Annotated in this window: 16 protein-coding genes; 7 read left to right on the top strand and 9 right to left on the bottom strand. The window is 68.0% G+C overall.

The window, feature by feature from the left end; genetic code table 11:
• The first annotated feature begins 146 nt into the window (after positions 1 to 146).
• Entirely contained in the window at positions 147 to 389 is a 243-nt protein-coding gene (locus QM568_RS00765) for a hypothetical protein (protein WP_415134808.1), read from the top strand.
• Entirely contained in the window at positions 386 to 1,054 is a 669-nt protein-coding gene (locus QM568_RS00760) for a hypothetical protein (RefSeq protein WP_415134806.1), read from the top strand. Before QM568_RS00765 ends, QM568_RS00760 begins: the two co-directional genes overlap by 4 nt.
• Before the next feature lie 143 nt (positions 1,055 to 1,197).
• On the opposite strand, the gene rhaS is transcribed toward QM568_RS00760, so the two are convergent.
• Genes rhaS through QM568_RS00740 form a run of 4 tightly spaced genes read right to left on the bottom strand, consistent with a single transcriptional unit; the run spans position 1,198 to position 5,903 of the window.
• Entirely contained in the window at positions 1,198 to 2,244 is a 1,047-nt protein-coding gene (rhaS, locus tag QM568_RS00755) for a rhamnose ABC transporter substrate-binding protein (RefSeq protein WP_415134804.1), read from the bottom strand.
• 55 nt (positions 2,245 to 2,299) lie between these two features.
• The gene (locus QM568_RS00750; RefSeq protein WP_415134802.1) at positions 2,300 to 3,349 is read right to left on the bottom strand and encodes an ABC transporter permease; all 1,050 of its coding nucleotides are present in this window, start codon (positions 3,347 to 3,349) and stop codon (positions 2,300 to 2,302) included.
• Positions 3,346 to 4,377 carry an ABC transporter permease gene (locus tag QM568_RS00745; protein ID WP_415134800.1) on the bottom strand — a complete coding sequence of 344 codons (1,032 nt, stop codon included), beginning with the start codon at positions 4,375 to 4,377 and terminating at the stop codon, positions 3,346 to 3,348. The genes QM568_RS00750 and QM568_RS00745 overlap by 4 nt, the downstream gene beginning before the upstream one ends.
• Positions 4,374 to 5,903, bottom strand: coding sequence for a sugar ABC transporter ATP-binding protein (locus QM568_RS00740; RefSeq protein ID WP_415134798.1), 1,530 nt, complete (start codon positions 5,901 to 5,903; stop codon positions 4,374 to 4,376). The genes QM568_RS00745 and QM568_RS00740 overlap by 4 nt, the downstream gene beginning before the upstream one ends.
• Before the next feature lie 173 nt (positions 5,904 to 6,076).
• Between QM568_RS00740 and QM568_RS00735 the strand changes: the two genes are divergently transcribed.
• From QM568_RS00735 to QM568_RS00725, 3 genes are all read left to right on the top strand, one after another.
• Complete coding sequence (locus QM568_RS00735; RefSeq protein WP_415134796.1) at positions 6,077 to 7,084, top strand: LacI family DNA-binding transcriptional regulator; 1,008 nt, start codon at positions 6,077 to 6,079, stop codon at positions 7,082 to 7,084.
• Positions 7,085 to 7,162: 78 nt separating this feature from the next.
• Entirely contained in the window at positions 7,163 to 8,482 is a 1,320-nt protein-coding gene (locus QM568_RS00730; RefSeq protein WP_415134794.1) for a flavin monoamine oxidase family protein, read from the top strand.
• Between the two features lie 9 nt (positions 8,483 to 8,491).
• On the top strand, positions 8,492 to 9,760 hold the full coding sequence (locus QM568_RS00725) for a hypothetical protein (protein WP_415134792.1): 1,269 nt from the start codon (positions 8,492 to 8,494) through the stop codon (positions 9,758 to 9,760).
• Here QM568_RS00725 and QM568_RS00720 read toward each other — a convergent pair.
• Genes QM568_RS00720 through QM568_RS00710 form a run of 3 tightly spaced genes read right to left on the bottom strand, consistent with a single transcriptional unit; the run spans position 9,644 to position 11,327 of the window.
• Entirely contained in the window at positions 9,644 to 10,123 is a 480-nt protein-coding gene (locus QM568_RS00720; protein ID WP_415134790.1) for a hypothetical protein, read from the bottom strand. The two genes, QM568_RS00725 and QM568_RS00720, sit on opposite strands and share 117 nt — an antisense overlap.
• Positions 10,123 to 10,677 carry a hypothetical protein gene (locus QM568_RS00715; RefSeq protein ID WP_415134788.1) on the bottom strand — a complete coding sequence of 185 codons (555 nt, stop codon included), beginning with the start codon at positions 10,675 to 10,677 and terminating at the stop codon, positions 10,123 to 10,125. The genes QM568_RS00720 and QM568_RS00715 overlap by 1 nt, the downstream gene beginning before the upstream one ends.
• Complete coding sequence (locus QM568_RS00710) at positions 10,674 to 11,327, bottom strand: DUF4352 domain-containing protein (protein ID WP_415134786.1); 654 nt, start codon at positions 11,325 to 11,327, stop codon at positions 10,674 to 10,676. Before QM568_RS00710 ends, QM568_RS00715 begins: the two co-directional genes overlap by 4 nt.
• Before the next feature lie 149 nt (positions 11,328 to 11,476).
• Between QM568_RS00710 and QM568_RS00705 the strand changes: the two genes are divergently transcribed.
• Positions 11,477 to 12,493, top strand: a complete 1,017-nt coding sequence (locus tag QM568_RS00705) for a pyridoxal-phosphate dependent enzyme (protein WP_415134784.1) — start codon at positions 11,477 to 11,479, stop codon at positions 12,491 to 12,493.
• Between the two features lie 73 nt (positions 12,494 to 12,566).
• Here QM568_RS00705 and QM568_RS00700 read toward each other — a convergent pair whose 3' ends face one another.
• Together QM568_RS00700 and QM568_RS00695 are read right to left on the bottom strand one after the other, a co-directional pair.
• On the bottom strand, positions 12,567 to 13,451 hold the full coding sequence (locus tag QM568_RS00700) for an endo alpha-1,4 polygalactosaminidase (RefSeq protein WP_415134782.1): 885 nt from the start codon (positions 13,449 to 13,451) through the stop codon (positions 12,567 to 12,569).
• A gap of 190 nt (positions 13,452 to 13,641) precedes the next feature.
• Entirely contained in the window at positions 13,642 to 14,043 is a 402-nt protein-coding gene (locus QM568_RS00695) for a hypothetical protein (protein ID WP_415134780.1), read from the bottom strand.
• Here QM568_RS00695 and QM568_RS00690 point away from each other — a divergent pair.
• Positions 14,044 to 14,889 (top strand): HNH endonuclease signature motif containing protein (locus QM568_RS00690; RefSeq protein WP_415134778.1); only part of this gene is annotated, 846 nt, incomplete at its 3' end. It abuts the gene before it with no gap.

Here is a 14,889-nt window from a genome sequence, read left to right as displayed (position 1 = left end):
TGCCGTCGCATCGGCTTGCGAGCGGCACAAATCGCGACTGGAGCGGCAGGGCGGATGCCGGGGAGCGGCAGGGCGGATACGGGAGCGGCAGGGCGGATGCCGGGGACGGCAGGGCAATGTCTGACCCCCCGCGTACGCTCGTGAGCATGAGCGATCGTGTGGACAACTGCTACATGGCAGAAGTCATCCTGCAGAAGGAGGAGGACCTGAAAATGTGGTGCCCGTCCAGCGGTGAGAATGTCGGACGGATGCTCCCGATCGCCGGATCGGACGATTGGTACATTCAATGTCCCACCTGTTCGACCCGGTGGGCTGGCGGCTCGACGGTGCTCGACGATCACGACCGACCGGGTGGTACGAGACGATACGACCGCGGGCGGCGTTCATGACCTCGGCAGACGACGAGATCCACATCCTGAAAGAGGGGTGGCGCCTGCTCGGCCATCACGTGCAGGCAGAGCTACTCGCCCGCGGCTGGCAGGTCACGAATCTCGACGTCGCCGACGATGCGCCGCTCGAGTTCTTTTGGCCGCCGACGGCGCCGGTCGGGTACGGCGACCACACCGAAGCTGCGCCCCGTCGGCCGCCCGAGATGTCCTCTTCTCGCCCTAATCCGTGGACGCGCCCGACGACGATCACGCACGTCGGGTCAGGCTGGCTGGTCGAATATGGTGCGGCGATCGCACAGGCACCGGACGCGCCGATCGAGCATACCGACGATGATGCATTGCTCGCCGATCTGCCACGCATCGAATGGTGGCCGATGTCGGTCGACGAGGCCGGCCGTCTGGAGCACGAGCGCGTGCTGCGCACGACCTACGCCGATGCCTACGATCAGCACAGCCTCGGGTACGGCATCATGACTGAGCCGTACCTGAGTCGTCTCCGTGAGGTGTGCGACCGGATTTACTCGAACCCGGCTGTGATGACGGACGATCCGCAGCCATGGAGATGGGCGGGCGACCTGCGCGCGCGGGCGCGCATCATCGACGGAGAGATGTGGGCTTCCGCCGTTCGCACAGCCCGCGCCGGCGGCGACGACTCGAACCCGTAGCAGGAGGTGATCTCGTCACCGTCCGCCAGGTCGCTGACAGTCGCTGCGCGCAGACGCGCGCATATGCAGACGCGCGCATATGCAGACGCGCAGAAAGGGGCGCCGAGGACAAAGCCCCGACGCCCCTTCTGTGCGACTCCGGCTCAGAAATCGAAGTCGGCGATGTTGTCCGCGTCGAACACGTAGGGGTCGCCCAGCAGCACGACGCTGTCGGCGCCGACGGTGTACTCTCCCAGGTCGCCTGCCTCGAACGTGTCTCCTTCAGCGCCCGTGATGTCGCCCTTGATCAGCGCCGCTGCGGCATAGGCCGCAAGGTAACCGAGGTCTTCGGGGTTCCACAGGGCGAACGCGGTGACGGTGCCGTCCTCGACGTATTCGCGCATCTGGTTCGGCGTGCCGAGACCCGTGATGGCCACCTTGCCCTTGTAGTCCGAGGTCGAGACGTAACGCGCGGCTGCGGCGATGCCGACCGTCGTGGGCGAGATGATGCCCTTCAGATCGGGGTGCGTCTGCAGCAATGCTGCGGTCTTGTCGAAGGACGTCTGGTCGTCGTCGTCACCGTAGACCGTCTCCACCAGGGTGATGTCGGGATACTCGCTTGCGAGGTACTCCTCCATCAGCTCGATCCAGGTGTTCTGGTTCGTGGCGTTCGCGGATGCCGACAGGATCGCGATCTCGCCCGACCCGCCGATCTGCTCGGCGATCAGGTCGACCTGGACCTTGGCGATTCCCTCGGAATCTGCCTGGTTGATGAACAGGTCGCGGCAGTCGGCGTTCGTGTCGGAGTCGAAGGTGACGACCTTGACGCCCGCATCGCGGGCTTCATTCAGCGCGTCGCAGATTGCCTTCGGGTCGTTGGCGGAGACGACGAGTGCGCCGACTCCCTGCTGGGTCGCTGTGTTGATGTAGCTGACCTGTGCGTCGGGGGTCGCCTCTGCGGGCCCGACTTCGGCGAAGGTGCCGCCGAGCTCCTCGACTGCTGCCTTGCCACCCTTGCTGGAGGTGTCGAAGTACGGATTGCCGAGGTTCTTCGGGATGAACGTGATGGCGAGGTTGTCCGAGGAGCCAGAGGAGCCGCCGTCAGACGATCCGCCAGTTGTGGTGCCGGTGTCGGCGCATCCGGTGAGGACGAGCGCCGCAGCCATGGCCAGCCCGGCCAGTGCTGTGACGCGCTTGCGTGCAAACTTCATTGTTCTTTCCTTTCGGGTGTGCGCCGCAGACGGATGCCGGCGGCAGGTTGCTGCCTCATGCTGTGGAAGAGGCTGCGGTTCTGAGTGGCGGACCCGCCTTGCGGCGCACGCGCTGCGCCCAAGCGAGCACGCTGGCGGCCACGACCGAGAAGACGAGGAGTCCGCCCGTGATGATGTTGATGACGTCACTGGTGACGCCCGCCAGGCGAAGGGCGCTGGACAGCACCCCGATCAAGAGCACGGCGGCGACGACTCCGTGCAGATGCCCTCGTCCGCCGAAGACCGACACGCCCCCGAGGACGACGGCGGCGATGACTTGCAGCTCGAGTCCAGTGGCGTTGTCTCCTCGTGCCGAGCCGAAGCGCAGGGTGTAGAAGATGCCGGCGAATGCGGCGACCGCTCCTGCCAGGACGAAGAGGATGAATGTGGTTCGTTCGACATCCACGCCGGAGAACCGGGCGGCATCCCTCGACAGTCCGATCGCGAATATGCCGCGGCCGAACGGAGTGAAGTGCAGCAGCACCGCGAAGATCGCGAGCAGGATCAAGAACGGTACGACGATGTACGGAATCGTCGTACCGGCGATCTTCGCCTTCGCAAGTGCGGTCCAGAACTCGGGAAAGTCGGTCACTGCGGTGGTGCCAAGCAAGCCGACGGCAAGCCCGCGGTATAGCGCGAGGGTGCCGATGGTGACTGCAAGCGACGGCAGTCCGACGATGGTGACGAGCGCCCCGTTGAACGCGCCGCCCACGATCCCGACGAGCAGTGCGGCGAGCGCGGCGAACTCGAGGGGCGCCCCGGCCTGGACGAGCACTCCGGTCACGACGCTGGAGAGGCCGACCATGCTCCCCACCGAGAGATCGATCTCTCCTGTGACCATGATCAATGCCATGGGCAGGGCGATCAGCAGGATCGGTGCGACATCGAGCAGCAGGTAGTTCACGGTGATGGGCTGCGAGAAGCCCTTGACGCCAATCGACGCGACCGCGATGACGAGAAGGAGCAGACCGATGATCGCGAACTCGCGGGTGAGCAGGATGCGGCGCCAGGCGGGTCGATCGTGGTCGCGGATGACCCGCGTCGTCTCGGTCGTCGCAGTGGTCATGATTCATCCCTCGCCTCAATGAGCTGGCGCTTCTGCCGCACAGCCAGGACGCGGTCGAGGACGATCGCGCCGATGATGAGTACGCCAACGACGGCGCGCTGCCAGAAGTCGGGTATCCCGAGGATCGGCAGCGCACGGTTGATCGTCATCAGAAGCATCGCGCCGATCGCCGCTGCCCAGACCGAACCGACACCTCCGGTGATCGCGATACCGCCGATGACGGCGGCGCCGACGGCATCCAGCTCCCACCCCGAACCGGCCTGCGACGAGACCGAGCCGTAGCGGGCCGCGTAGAAGACTCCCGCAAGGCCCGCGAGGGCTCCGGAGAGCGCGAACGCCGTGAGGACCCGACGGGTGACCTTGAGCCCGTAGAGCTCGGCTGCAGCGGGGTCGGAGCCGATCGCGTAGTACTCCCGCCCGCCGCGGGTGTTGCGCATGTACCACGCGGCCGCAGCGAGCACGACGATCGCGATGATCGAGAGCACGGGGATGAACAGCACCTGCTGCGTGCCCAGTCCGAGGAACTCCTTGGGCATGTCGGAGGCGTTCACCCGGTCGCTGCCCGTCCACAGCACATTGATGCCGCGGTAGGCGTACAGCGTGCCGAGGGTGATCACCATAGCGGGCACCTTCGCGTAGGCCACGAGTGCGCCGTTGACGAGACCCAGCACGCACCCGAGGGCGACGGCTGCGACCACGACGAGGATGATCGGGATGCCGGGGACGTCGATGAACAGGCGGCCGGTGAGGTATGCGGTGAGTCCCATGACCGAGCCGACCGACAGGTCGACGTTGCGGGTGATGATCACGATCGCCTGGCCGACGGCGACGAGAACGAGGATCGACGGGGTCAGCAGCAGGTCGCGCCATCCGTCGCCGGAGAACAGGAAGTTCGGGTTCTTGACGGTGGCGGCGGCGACGACGATCACGAGGGCGGCGAGGATGCCGAACTCCCGAGCCCTGCCGACCCCGGCGAGGGCCTTCTTCTTCTTCGCGGCAGCGGGCGCCGCGGGGGTGGTGAGCGTCATGCGGGCTGCTCCGATGCGTGGGTCGCGGCGAACATCACGTTCTCGCTGGTGGCTGTCGAGCGGTCGAGCTCGGCGGTGATCCGGCCCTCGCGCATCACGAGCACACGATCGGCCATGCCGAGCACCTCTGGCAGCTCGGAGGAGATCATGATGATGCCCATGCCCTCTCCGGCGAGCTGTGAGAGGAGCCGGTGGACCTCGGACTTGGTGCCGACGTCGATACCGCGTGTCGGTTCGTCGATGATGAGAACCTTCGGCTGCGTGGCCAGCCATTTCGCGAGGACGACCTTCTGCTGGTTGCCGCCGGAGAGGGTGGCTGAGACCGTGTCGAGGGCGTGCGTTTTGACCTCCAGTCGCGAGGCCCATTCCTTGGCCGCGCGGTTCTCGATGCCGGTCGTGATGAGGCCCCACTTCGCGAGCCGCTGCCGGATCGCGAGGGTGATGTTGCCGCCGACGCTCGAGTCGATCACGAGTCCTTGCCGACGGCGGTCCTCGGGGACGAGGGCGAGGCCCGCGCGCATGGCCGCTGTGGGGTTTCGTCGGGGAATCGCGCTGCCGAGCATCCGCACCTCCCCATCGCGGTACGGGTCGATGCCGAACACGGCCCGAACGACCTCGCTGCGACCGGCGCCGACCAGACCCGCCAGGGCGACGATCTCGCCTGACCGCACGGTGAAGGAGATGTCGTGGAAGACGCCGGGGCTTGTCAGCCCCGAGACCTCGAGCAGGGGTTCGCCGATGGCGGCATCCTGTTTGGGGAAGAGTTCGGTGACGTCGCGACCGACCATCTGGCGCACGAGCTCGTCGACGGTGGTCTCGGCGATCGGAGTGGTTGCGATGTATGCACCGTCGCGCATGACGGTGACGGTGTCGCAGAGGGCGAAGACCTCTTCGAACCGGTGGGAGATGAACAGGATCGCCCGCCCTTCGTCCCGAAGGCTGCGAGCGACGGCGAAGAGGCGCTCCACCTCGACGCCGCTGAGCGCTGCGGTGGGCTCATCCATGATGAGAACGCTGGCGTCGAGCGAGATCGCCTTCGCGATCTCGATGATCTGCTGGTCGGCGATCGACAGCCCGTCGGTGATGCGATCGGGATTGAGTGCGACACCGAGGCGGCGGAAGATCTGCTCGACCTCGGTGCGCATGGACTTCCGGTCGATGCGGCCGAATGGACCGGTCGGCTGGCGTCCCATGAAGATGTTCTCGGTCACCGAGAGGTCGGGGAACAGCGTCGGCTCCTGATAGATCACGGCGATGCCCGCTGCCTTCGACTGCGCGGTGCTCGTGAAGTCCACATCCTCGCCATGCAGGCGGAAGTCACCGGAGTCACGACGGTAGAGGCCGGCCATGATCTTGACCAGCGTGGACTTGCCTGCGCCGTTCTCACCGATCAGGGCGTGGATGGAGTTCGACTGCAGTCGCAGACTCCCTGAGCGGAGTGCGACGACAGGTCCGAAGGACTTCACGACGCGATGCAGCTCCAGCGCCGCGCCGGTCGCGCCGCCTGGGGATACTTCGTCGACCACGGGGCAGGTCCTCTCCTTCGAGGTGGGATTCGTACGGGATGAACTATACATGAATCGATTCAGATCGAGTTCAGGCTAATGTAAGTGCCGATGGCCGGAGATCAATACCCCTGGTCTGGATCGAGATGGAATCGATGACGATGTCATCCGCGCGATTGAAGAGAGGAACGCCTGTGGCCGTCAGCATCCGCGATGTCGCGCAGCGTGCCGGCGTGTCGGTCGGCACGGTATCGAACGTGCTGAACAGGCCGGACGAAGTCTCCGCAGACTCGGTGGATCGTGTGAGTCGGGCGATCGACGAACTCGGCTACGTTCGCAACGACGCGGCCCGCAAGCTCCGAGCCGGAGTGAGCACGACGGTCGGTTTCATCGTGCTCGACGGGCAGAATCCCTTCTACAACGACGTCGTCAGAGGCGCGGAGGACGAAGCCTCCCGTCACGGCATCGCCATCCTCTACGGCAATACCGACGAGGATCCACGACGCGAATCGATGTACTTCGATCTGTTTCATGAACAGCAGGTTCGAGGGCTTCTGGTGATCCCGTACGGCGATGTGATCAGTCGATTGCGCAGACTCAACGCAAGCGGCATCGCCACCGTGCTCGTCGACCGCTTCAGTGCCGACAGCGGGGTCTCCTCGGTGTCGATCGACAGCGTCGCCGGTGGCAGGCTGGCTGTCGAGCATCTCGTCGATATCGGGCGCCGGCGCATTGCGTTCGTCGGCGGTCCCTTCGACATCCGGCTGGTGAACGACCGGCTCGCCGGGGCCCGATCGGCGGCCGAGAACGCAGCAGTGAATGTCGACCTCCAAGTCGTGGCCACCTCCGCCCTGTCCGTCGAAGAGGGCGCCGCCGCAGGAGCGCGCATCCTTGCCCGGCCGCGACGCGAGTGGCCCGATGCGATCTTCGCCGCCAATGACATGCTCGCTCTGGGTGTGCTGCAAACACTGATGTCGGAGGGGCGGATGCTGGTGCCGGACGATATCGCGCTGATCGGCTTCGACGACATCCCCTTCGCGGCGGCTGCTGCGGTTCCGCTGTCTTCGATCCGCCAGCCGGCGCGCATGATCGGTCGCACGGCTCTGCGTATCGTGCTCGAAGAGGCAGCCGACCCTGAGAGCATCCCGCGACGGACGGTGTTCCCCCCTGAGCTCGTGGTGAGGCGTTCCACCGGAGGCTGAGGCGGACGCGGGCGAGCTCTGGAGGCTGGACGGACGCGTCCGAACTGCCAGACTGGACACTGCGAAGCGGAGGACATCATGGAAAATGCGGATGTGGTCGTCGTCGGGGCAGGGATTTCAGGGCTCACCGCGGCGCGCCTGTTGCAGGCGAAGGGTCGCGCCGTCATCGTCCTCGAGGCGCGCGACCGCGTCGGCGGGCGCGTGCACACCGTGCGCGATGGCCGGGTCACCGACCTCGGAGCCTCGTGGATCCATGGCGTCACCGCAAGCCCGGTCGCCGCCGCTGCGGAGGCGTTCGGCATGCCGACGGTCGAGTTCACCGTCGGCGGCTACCAGGTCGACAGCCGCCCGATCGCGTACTACGGGCCCGACGGCATCCGCCTCTCCGACGACGAGGCCGCACGCTTCGCTGCCGACGTGCACGACGTCGACGCCCGCCTCGGAGCCGTCATCGCCGTGAGCGCACCGGATGCCTCGTACCGCGACGTCACCGAGGCCGCGCTCGCCGAGACGGGATGGGATACCGCTCGCGCCCAGCGCGTGCGCGAATACCTCGAGCACCGCGCGGAGGAGCAGTACGGGGCCTGGATCGAAGACCTCGCCGCTCACGGACTCGATGACGACTCCATCGACGGCGACGAGGTCGTCTTCCCCGAGGGGTACGACGTGCTCGCCACCCGCCTCGCCGATGGGCTCGACGTGCGGCTCGAGCAGACGGTCACCGGCATCCGCTGGTCTCCCGACGTGCAGGTCGCAACGGCTGAGGACGAATACCGAGCGGATGCCGTCGTGCTCACCGTCCCGGTCGGGGTGCTGAAGTCCGGTTCGCTCGAGATCAGCCCGCCCCTGCCCGAGGTCAACGCCGACGCCCTCGGCCGTCTCGAGATGAACGCTTTCGAGAAGGTGATCCTCCGGTTCCCGGAGAGGTTCTGGGACGAGGGCGTCTACGTCTTCCGCCAGCAGGGCGAGGAGGGCCGCTGGTGGCACTCCTGGTACGACCTCACCGCGCTCCACGGCGAGCCGGCGCTGCTCACCTTCGCCGCGGGGCCCGCCGCCCGCGGCATCCGGCACTGGGACGATCAGCGCGTCGCTGCCGATATCGCCATCCAACTGCGACGGCTGTTCGGCGACGGCATCCCGGAGCCGGTCAGCATCCATCGCACCGCCTGGCAGGATGACCCGTTCGCGCGCGGCTCCTATGCCTACATGACCGTCGGGTCGACGACGGCAGACCACGACGATCTGGCAACGCCCATCGGCGGCGTCCTGCACATCGCCGGCGAGGCGACCTGGACCGACGACCCGGCGACCGTCCCCGCCGCGATGCTCTCAGGACACCGCGCGGCCGAGCGCATCGCCGGGCACGGGATTCCGATCGAACGGCTGTGGGCGCGATAGCGTGAAGGCATGCGTCAGGCCCTGAGCACCCTGCGGCGAGTTCTCGTCCGGCACTGGCCGACGCTTATGGCCTGGTATCTCGCGGGCGAGATCGTGCACGAGCTCGCGATCGAGCTCGCCGGTTTCGTCGGCGGCAGGACCACGCTCGGCGGCCTGCTCATCCTGCCGATCGCGGTCGCCGCGCGCCTGATCTCCTACGTCGCGATGTACCTCACGGTGCGCCCCTCGCTGCGGCACACGAAACCTGCGGCGTCAGGCGGGCTGCGCGGCTTCACGACCGCGCTCCTGGCCTCGATCCTTCCGTTCTTCGCCTTCTATGCCGCGTGGGGAATGCTCGACGCCGACCGCAACGAGTTCCTCCGCATCGCCGCCAACAGCGCCTTGGCCGAGACCGGTTACGGCACCGAGGCGCTCGGCGACCGCGGCGGCCTCGTCGGGGGCGGGCCGCTCTCGGTGGCCCTGCTGATCGTCGCCCTCGCCGTGCGCCTGCTGCTCGGGAGGTTCGAGCAGCGCCTGCCCGTCTGGACCCGAGCTGCGGCGGTCTACACCGAGGTGCTGTGGACCTTCATGCTCTTCACCCTCGTCGGGCAGTGGTGGGCCGGGGTGCTCGGCTGGATCTCGCAGCGCGCCGGCGTCGACTGGTTGCAGGGGATCGGCGACTGGTTCGCCGCGCAGATCCCTTTCATCGCGGGCATCTGGGAGCTCGGCACCTGGACGATCGGCGCCGTGACCGATGTGGTCGTGATGCCCGCCGCCTGGCTCATGATCGTCGGCGTGATCTACGGCACGACCTTCGACGGCAGAACGCGCCTGCACGCCTGGAGCGACACCCGTCTCCGTGGCGGCGCCCGATGGATGATCCGCGGCCTGCTCGACCGCATCGAGAGCCTCTGGGCCGCCGTCACGGTGATCTGGCGAGGCGGACCTGCGCTCTTCGGGGCGACCGTGCTCGGCTATGCGCTGTGGATGCTGCTCGAGCGGGCCGGCACCCGCGGCGTCCTGCAGATCATCGGCGGGCACGAGGAGCTCTTCTGGAGAGCGGTTCTCCCGATGATCCTCGTGCTCATCGCCGCGGTGATCGAGCCGTTGCGCGTGGTGCTCGTGGCGACCGCCTACGACGCGATCGTCGCCAGCCCGGGGTCGCATCTCGATGCGGCGGGTTCAGAACGCGATGTCGAAGCGCGCGGCGCGGCCGGCACCGTCGGCGATGGTGAGCACGAAGGGGCCGTCGGCGTCGTCCGGGACGACGAACACCGTGACGATGTCGTAGGGGGCTGATTCGGCGACGCAGTACGGTTCGCCTTCCTCGGAGGGCACGTCGACGATGTCGTCGGCATCGAGCCAGATGCGCCCGCCCGGTTCCGACAGGGTGACCTCGCCGCACACCTCGGCCTCGGCCCCGCCGGAGGAGTGCAGGCGGATGCTGACCGTGCGGGTCCCATCGGGGGAGGGGAACTCGTCCCACTCAGCGCCCCGCAGCGTGAGCCGTTGACCCGCGACCTCGAGGCTGCCGTCGTCGCCGGCCGTCGCGTAGGTCTCGCTCTTGCGTTCGATGACGGGCATCGCGTCGAGCCAGAAGTGCACCCCCAAGGCGCAGGCAAGCAGAGCGATCAGGGTGATCGCGCGGGTACGCGTGCGCATCACGGCATCCCCTCCAGCTCTGGCCGGTCGATCTCGATCTCGTCCTCGTGGGCGACGTCGTCGAGATCGAGCGGCACGACGATGACGTCGTCGAGATACGGGGTGGAGTAACGATCAGTGAGGCGCAGTTCGGCGTGACCGCCGTCGACGTCTGCGGGCAGCTCGAAGGCGACGGCGCCGATGGTGTCGACGCCGAGCCGCAGCCTCTCCCCGACGAGTGAGGTCGGCGGTTGCTCGCTCGCGATGAACTCACGACCGCCGACGAGGAGGGTGATGAGCTGCAATCCGGCGTCGACCTCGGTCGTGATGGCGGCGGCGGAGAGATCGACCACGAGCCAGTTGCCGCCGACGGTCCAGTCCTTCGAGGTCAGGCGGCCGGTGAAGGCCGCGTCCTCGACGGTGACGACGAGGTTGCGCGCGGTGACCGCTTCACCGACCACGCCGCGGATGAGGAAGGGACCCTCCACTGCATCCGGACCGGGGGTGGCGGCGGCGACGGCTCCGGCGGCGACGACGCAGCCGACGCCGACGATCCACGCGGCCGCGCGCCTCATCTGTCGGCCCCCAACCCGATGCGGGCGACGTGCGCGCCCTGGGTCCAGGTGATCACGTTCGAGGCGAGCAGGATCTGTCCGTGGCGCACATCGGCGTTGTAGACCTCGAGCGTCGCTTCGTCGAGGTCGTCGGGATCGACCGCCCAGCCGACGGTGATCTCGGCGGGGACGTCTGGCTGCAGCAGGGGCGTGGCCGAGGAAGCGCCGCGCCACACGCGCGGTCCGCGCTCGATGGTCACCCCGGTGAGCTCGAGCAGTGAGGTCGACGATCCCACCAGCCGGGAGGTGACATGGTCAGGGGTGGTGTCGACGCCGATGGTGCTGTCCGAGAGGTTCTCCAGACGCATCGTCACCACGAGCAGCACCTCGCCGGGATCGGCGTTGAAGTAATGCTCCTCGACGGCATCCGTCACCTCCACGTCGATCACGGTGACGGCGTAGGTGTCCAGCCGCACCTCTTCCCCGATCGCGACCGGCTCCGGGGGTGCTTCTACGGTGTCGAAGGCGCCGACCGCGATGAGCACGACGATGGCGACGGCGAGAGCCCCGGCGGCGATCCAGGCGGGAACGGCGCCGCGCGAGAAGGCCGAGCGGATGCCGGTCGAGGCGCGCTCGCGCGCGCGCCGCACGGCTGCCTTGATCTCGCTCACACCCTCAGCCTAGGAGGGGTGCCCGCCATCGTGTTACAGTTCCGGGGTGTCCCTGACGAGTCGTTGTTGTCGCTGAGCTCTCTGCTCGCCAACGACCGACCCCAGACACCCGCGCGCTCTCCGTGCGCTCCGAACAGGAAGATCCTTCCGTGCGCTACGCCCAGCACATCGCCGACCTCGTCGGCCGCACCCCGCTCGTCCGCCTGAACGCCGTCGCCGCCGGCATCCGCCCCACCGTGCTCGCGAAGGTCGAGTACTTCAATCCGGGCAGCTCCGCGAAGGACCGCATCGCCGGCGCGATCATCGACGCCGCAGAACGCGAGGGGCACCTGAAGCCCGGCGGCACGATCGTCGAGGCCACGAGCGGAAACACCGGCGTTGGTCTCGCCCTTGTCGCGCTCCAGCGCGGATACAGGATGGTCTTCGTCGTGCCGGACAAGTTCGCCGGCGCCAAAGTGGCCGTCTTGCGCGCCTACGGCGCCGAGGTCGTCGTGACGCCCACCAGCGTCGAACCGGACGATCCGCGGTCGTACTACAGCGTCGCGGCGCGCCTCGCCGCGGCGATCCCCGGCGCGTTCAACCCGAATCAGTTCGCGAACCAGAACGGCCCGCGCGGGCACTTCGAGACCACGGGGCCCGAGATCTGGGCCGACACCGATGGCCGGGTCACGCATTTCGTCGCCGGCATCGGCACCGGCGGCACGATCAGCGGTACCGGGCGCTACCTCAAGGAGGCCAGCGCCGGGCGCGTGCGGGTGATCGGCGCTGACCCCGAGGGCTCGATCTACTCGGGCGGGCCGATCCACGGCTACCACGTCGAGGGGGTCGGCGAGGACTTCCTGCCGACGACGTTCGACCCGTCGGTCGTCGACGGCTACGAGCGGATCTCGGATGCCGAGTCGTTCGCGATGACGCGCCGCCTCGCCGCGGAGGAGGGGCTGCTCGTCGGCGGCTCGAGCGGCATGGCCGTGGTGGCGGCGCTGCGCGCGGCGTCGAGTCTCACCGAAGACGACGTGGTCGTGGTGCTGCTGCCGGATCACGGCCGCGGCTACCTCGACAAGGTGTACGACGACGCCTGGCTTGCGGAGCGCGGCTACGCCGTGCCGACGGTTTCCGTGGACCCTGCGGTCGCCGAGGTGCGGGCTTTCCTGGAGGGCGGGGTCTGACGCGCGGTGGCCGGTGCGCCGGGCGCGGCCCTTGGGCGTGCCCGGATCGCGGGGTCGTGCCCCGGCTCCGATGTCAGCAGAGCACGAACACGTACCCGTCGTCGTCTGGCGTCACCAGATCGCGGTCGCGGAGGACCATTGAGGACGGGGAATCGTCGTCTGCGCACATCTGCGCGAAGGATCGGGGCAGTCGGTCGGCGTACTCGATGTCGATGACGTGCTCGCCGTAGACGGCGGCGTACTGCGGGCATTCCCGGAATGCCGCGCACTCCTCGGTCAGCGCGAAGTCGAAGCCCGCGTGCTCGCGCAGGGCGGCCGCGTCTTCGGCGGCGTTCTTCTGGCCGGCCGCCAGGCCCGCCTCGTGGGCGGCCGAGACGAGCAGCTCGGCCAGGGCGAGGTTGTCTTCGATGGTCAGCGCCCCGTGCGAGCGCATGTAGAAGTCGAGGTTGTCGAACTCGACCGTGTCGAATCCCGCATCGGCGCATCCCTCGATCCACGGCGAGATCATCGCGGCGATGCGATCTCGGTGCGACGGCGTCGACGTGTCGAGGAGCGCCTCGTCGGGCCAGTCGGGATCGAAGACCGGCTCGCGGTGCTCGTCGCGCAGGAGCAGGTCGTCGTCCCAGTCGTCGAACGCATCCGGCTGGGTCTGGAACCCGTTGATGTAGCAGATGGAGTAGCGGCCCTCGGCGGGAGAGGCGGAGCGGTCGCGACCGACGACGCCGACCCCCGAGGCGGGCGGGTAGGCGCCGCCCAGTTGATAGTCGGGTGAGGCGGCCAGCGGAGGCAGCCGGATGCCACTCGGAGTCGGCGAGGGCTGCCGGATGCCTCCTGGAGTCGGCGGCGGTGCCGCCTGCGCGCAACCGGCGAGCACCGCGGTGGCGGTCACGATCGCGACGGCGGCGCGGGCGATGCCTCCGGCCGTGGCGCGGGTGATGCTCGCGACAGTGGCGGTCATCGTGTCTCCGTTGTTCGAGGATGCCACCCAGTGTGCGCTGGGCCTCCGACATCGTCAACGGTCTCGACAGCTCCGGGTTCCTGAGGTTGTCGGAGGACCCTTGCGGCCGGACGAATGTTCCTCGGGTTCGCCATAACCTCTTCCCATCTTCGCATCTTTGTTCTATTGTGGAGGTATGAACGATACCGCGTTACTCGATGGTTTGGATGCTTCGTTGGTGTCCGATCCGGTGGGTGGTGTTGTCGCGTCTCCGGTGTCGGCTCTCGAGGTCGCGTCGATCCTTCTTGATGACCTGGAGTGTCTTGACATCGAGCTCAACCGGGTTGCGGCGCGTCGTGCGGAGCGGATTGTCGAGGCTATCGCGTTCGCGGCCGAGCATCCGGAGGTGTATACGTTCGATGCGGATCCGGTGATGGCGGAGCGGGCTGCGACCCTCGATATCGCCCTGCGTTTGCGGGTCAGTGAGGATCAGGTGCGGTTCCTGCAGGCTCGCACCGTGCAGGCGATGCGGGATCTTCCCGGGGTGTGGCAGCAGGCGCGCGACGGGTTCGCGACCGGGCGGCAGGTTGATCAGGTCCTCGATTGCCTGCACGTGATCCGTCCTCCTGCCGATGCCCCGCAGGAGGTCCTCGATGAGGTCGCCGCGGTCATCGCGGCCGTTGATGCGGCTGCGTCCGGGTGGGTGCTGGAGTGCCCGCCCGAGACGTTTCGTCGGAAGGTGAAGCGCCTGGTCGACAGTGCTGCTGGGAACATCGCGTCCCGCAGGCATGCGCGGGCGATGGCCGACCGGAACGTGCGCGTCTCCCCGGCCGGTGACGGGATGAGTTGGCTGACCGCGCTGATCCCGACCGTCGAGGCGGAGAAGATCATGGGTCGGCTCACGGCGACCGCGAAGCACGTGCAGAAGGGGGAACGGGGCGGGCGCACTCGTGATCAGGTGCGCGCCGACCTGCTCTGCGCCTGGCTCACCGGGAAGGGCACCGCCACCGCGGTGAAGACGAAGATCTTCGTCACCATCCCCGTCCAACTCCTCGCCGGCACAGGCACCGGCACCGGCACCACCGTGCCCGGCTCCGCTCCCGGCACCGCGCCCATGCCGGTGCCGGTCGAGCAGGCGTGCATCGTCGGCGGCGACACCATCGACCCGGTGACCGCTGCGCAGCTGTTCCTCGACACCACCGCGTTCCACCGGGTCATCACCGACCCCGTCAAAGGCATCACCCTCGACATGGACCGCCGCACCTACCGGCCCACCCGCGCACAGCGCGACTGGCTGATCCTCACCCACGGCACCTGCACCAGAGACGGATGCCACCGCCTCGCCGCCGACGCCGACATCGACCACGACCGCCCCTGGGCGAACGGCGGCACCACCAACACCACGAACCTGCGGCCCCTCTGCCCCCGCGACCACACCCACCGCCACAGAACCCGAACG

Origin of the sequence: Microbacterium sp., assembly GCF_047607465.1 — a bacterium.
In the GTDB taxonomy this organism is placed as follows: domain Bacteria; phylum Actinomycetota; class Actinomycetes; order Actinomycetales; family Microbacteriaceae; genus Microbacterium.
The sequence above is the reverse complement of the archived record's forward strand: the minus strand, read 5'-3'. Positions and strand labels throughout refer to the sequence as shown.

What these genes read in the sequence shown, in the direction of transcription:
- QM568_RS00720 (WP_415134790.1), bottom strand. Translation starts at nt 10,123, where the DNA reads ATGCGCACGCGTACCCGCGCGATCACCCTGATCGCTCTGCTTGCCTGC.
- QM568_RS00730 (WP_415134794.1), top strand. Translation starts at nt 7,163, where the DNA reads ATGGAAAATGCGGATGTGGTCGTCGTCGGGGCAGGGATTTCAGGGCTC.
- QM568_RS00765 (WP_415134808.1), top strand. Translation starts at nt 147, where the DNA reads ATGAGCGATCGTGTGGACAACTGCTACATGGCAGAAGTCATCCTGCAG.
- QM568_RS00750 (WP_415134802.1), bottom strand. Translation starts at nt 3,349, where the DNA reads ATGACCACTGCGACGACCGAGACGACGCGGGTCATCCGCGACCACGAT.
- rhaS (WP_415134804.1), bottom strand. Translation starts at nt 2,244, where the DNA reads ATGAAGTTTGCACGCAAGCGCGTCACAGCACTGGCCGGGCTGGCCATG.
- QM568_RS00700 (WP_415134782.1), bottom strand. Translation starts at nt 13,451, where the DNA reads ATGACCGCCACTGTCGCGAGCATCACCCGCGCCACGGCCGGAGGCATC.
- QM568_RS00745 (WP_415134800.1), bottom strand. Translation starts at nt 4,377, where the DNA reads ATGACGCTCACCACCCCCGCGGCGCCCGCTGCCGCGAAGAAGAAGAAG.
- QM568_RS00760 (WP_415134806.1), top strand. Translation starts at nt 386, where the DNA reads ATGACCTCGGCAGACGACGAGATCCACATCCTGAAAGAGGGGTGGCGC.
- QM568_RS00715 (WP_415134788.1), bottom strand. Translation starts at nt 10,677, where the DNA reads ATGAGGCGCGCGGCCGCGTGGATCGTCGGCGTCGGCTGCGTCGTCGCC.
- QM568_RS00725 (WP_415134792.1), top strand. Translation starts at nt 8,492, where the DNA reads ATGCGTCAGGCCCTGAGCACCCTGCGGCGAGTTCTCGTCCGGCACTGG.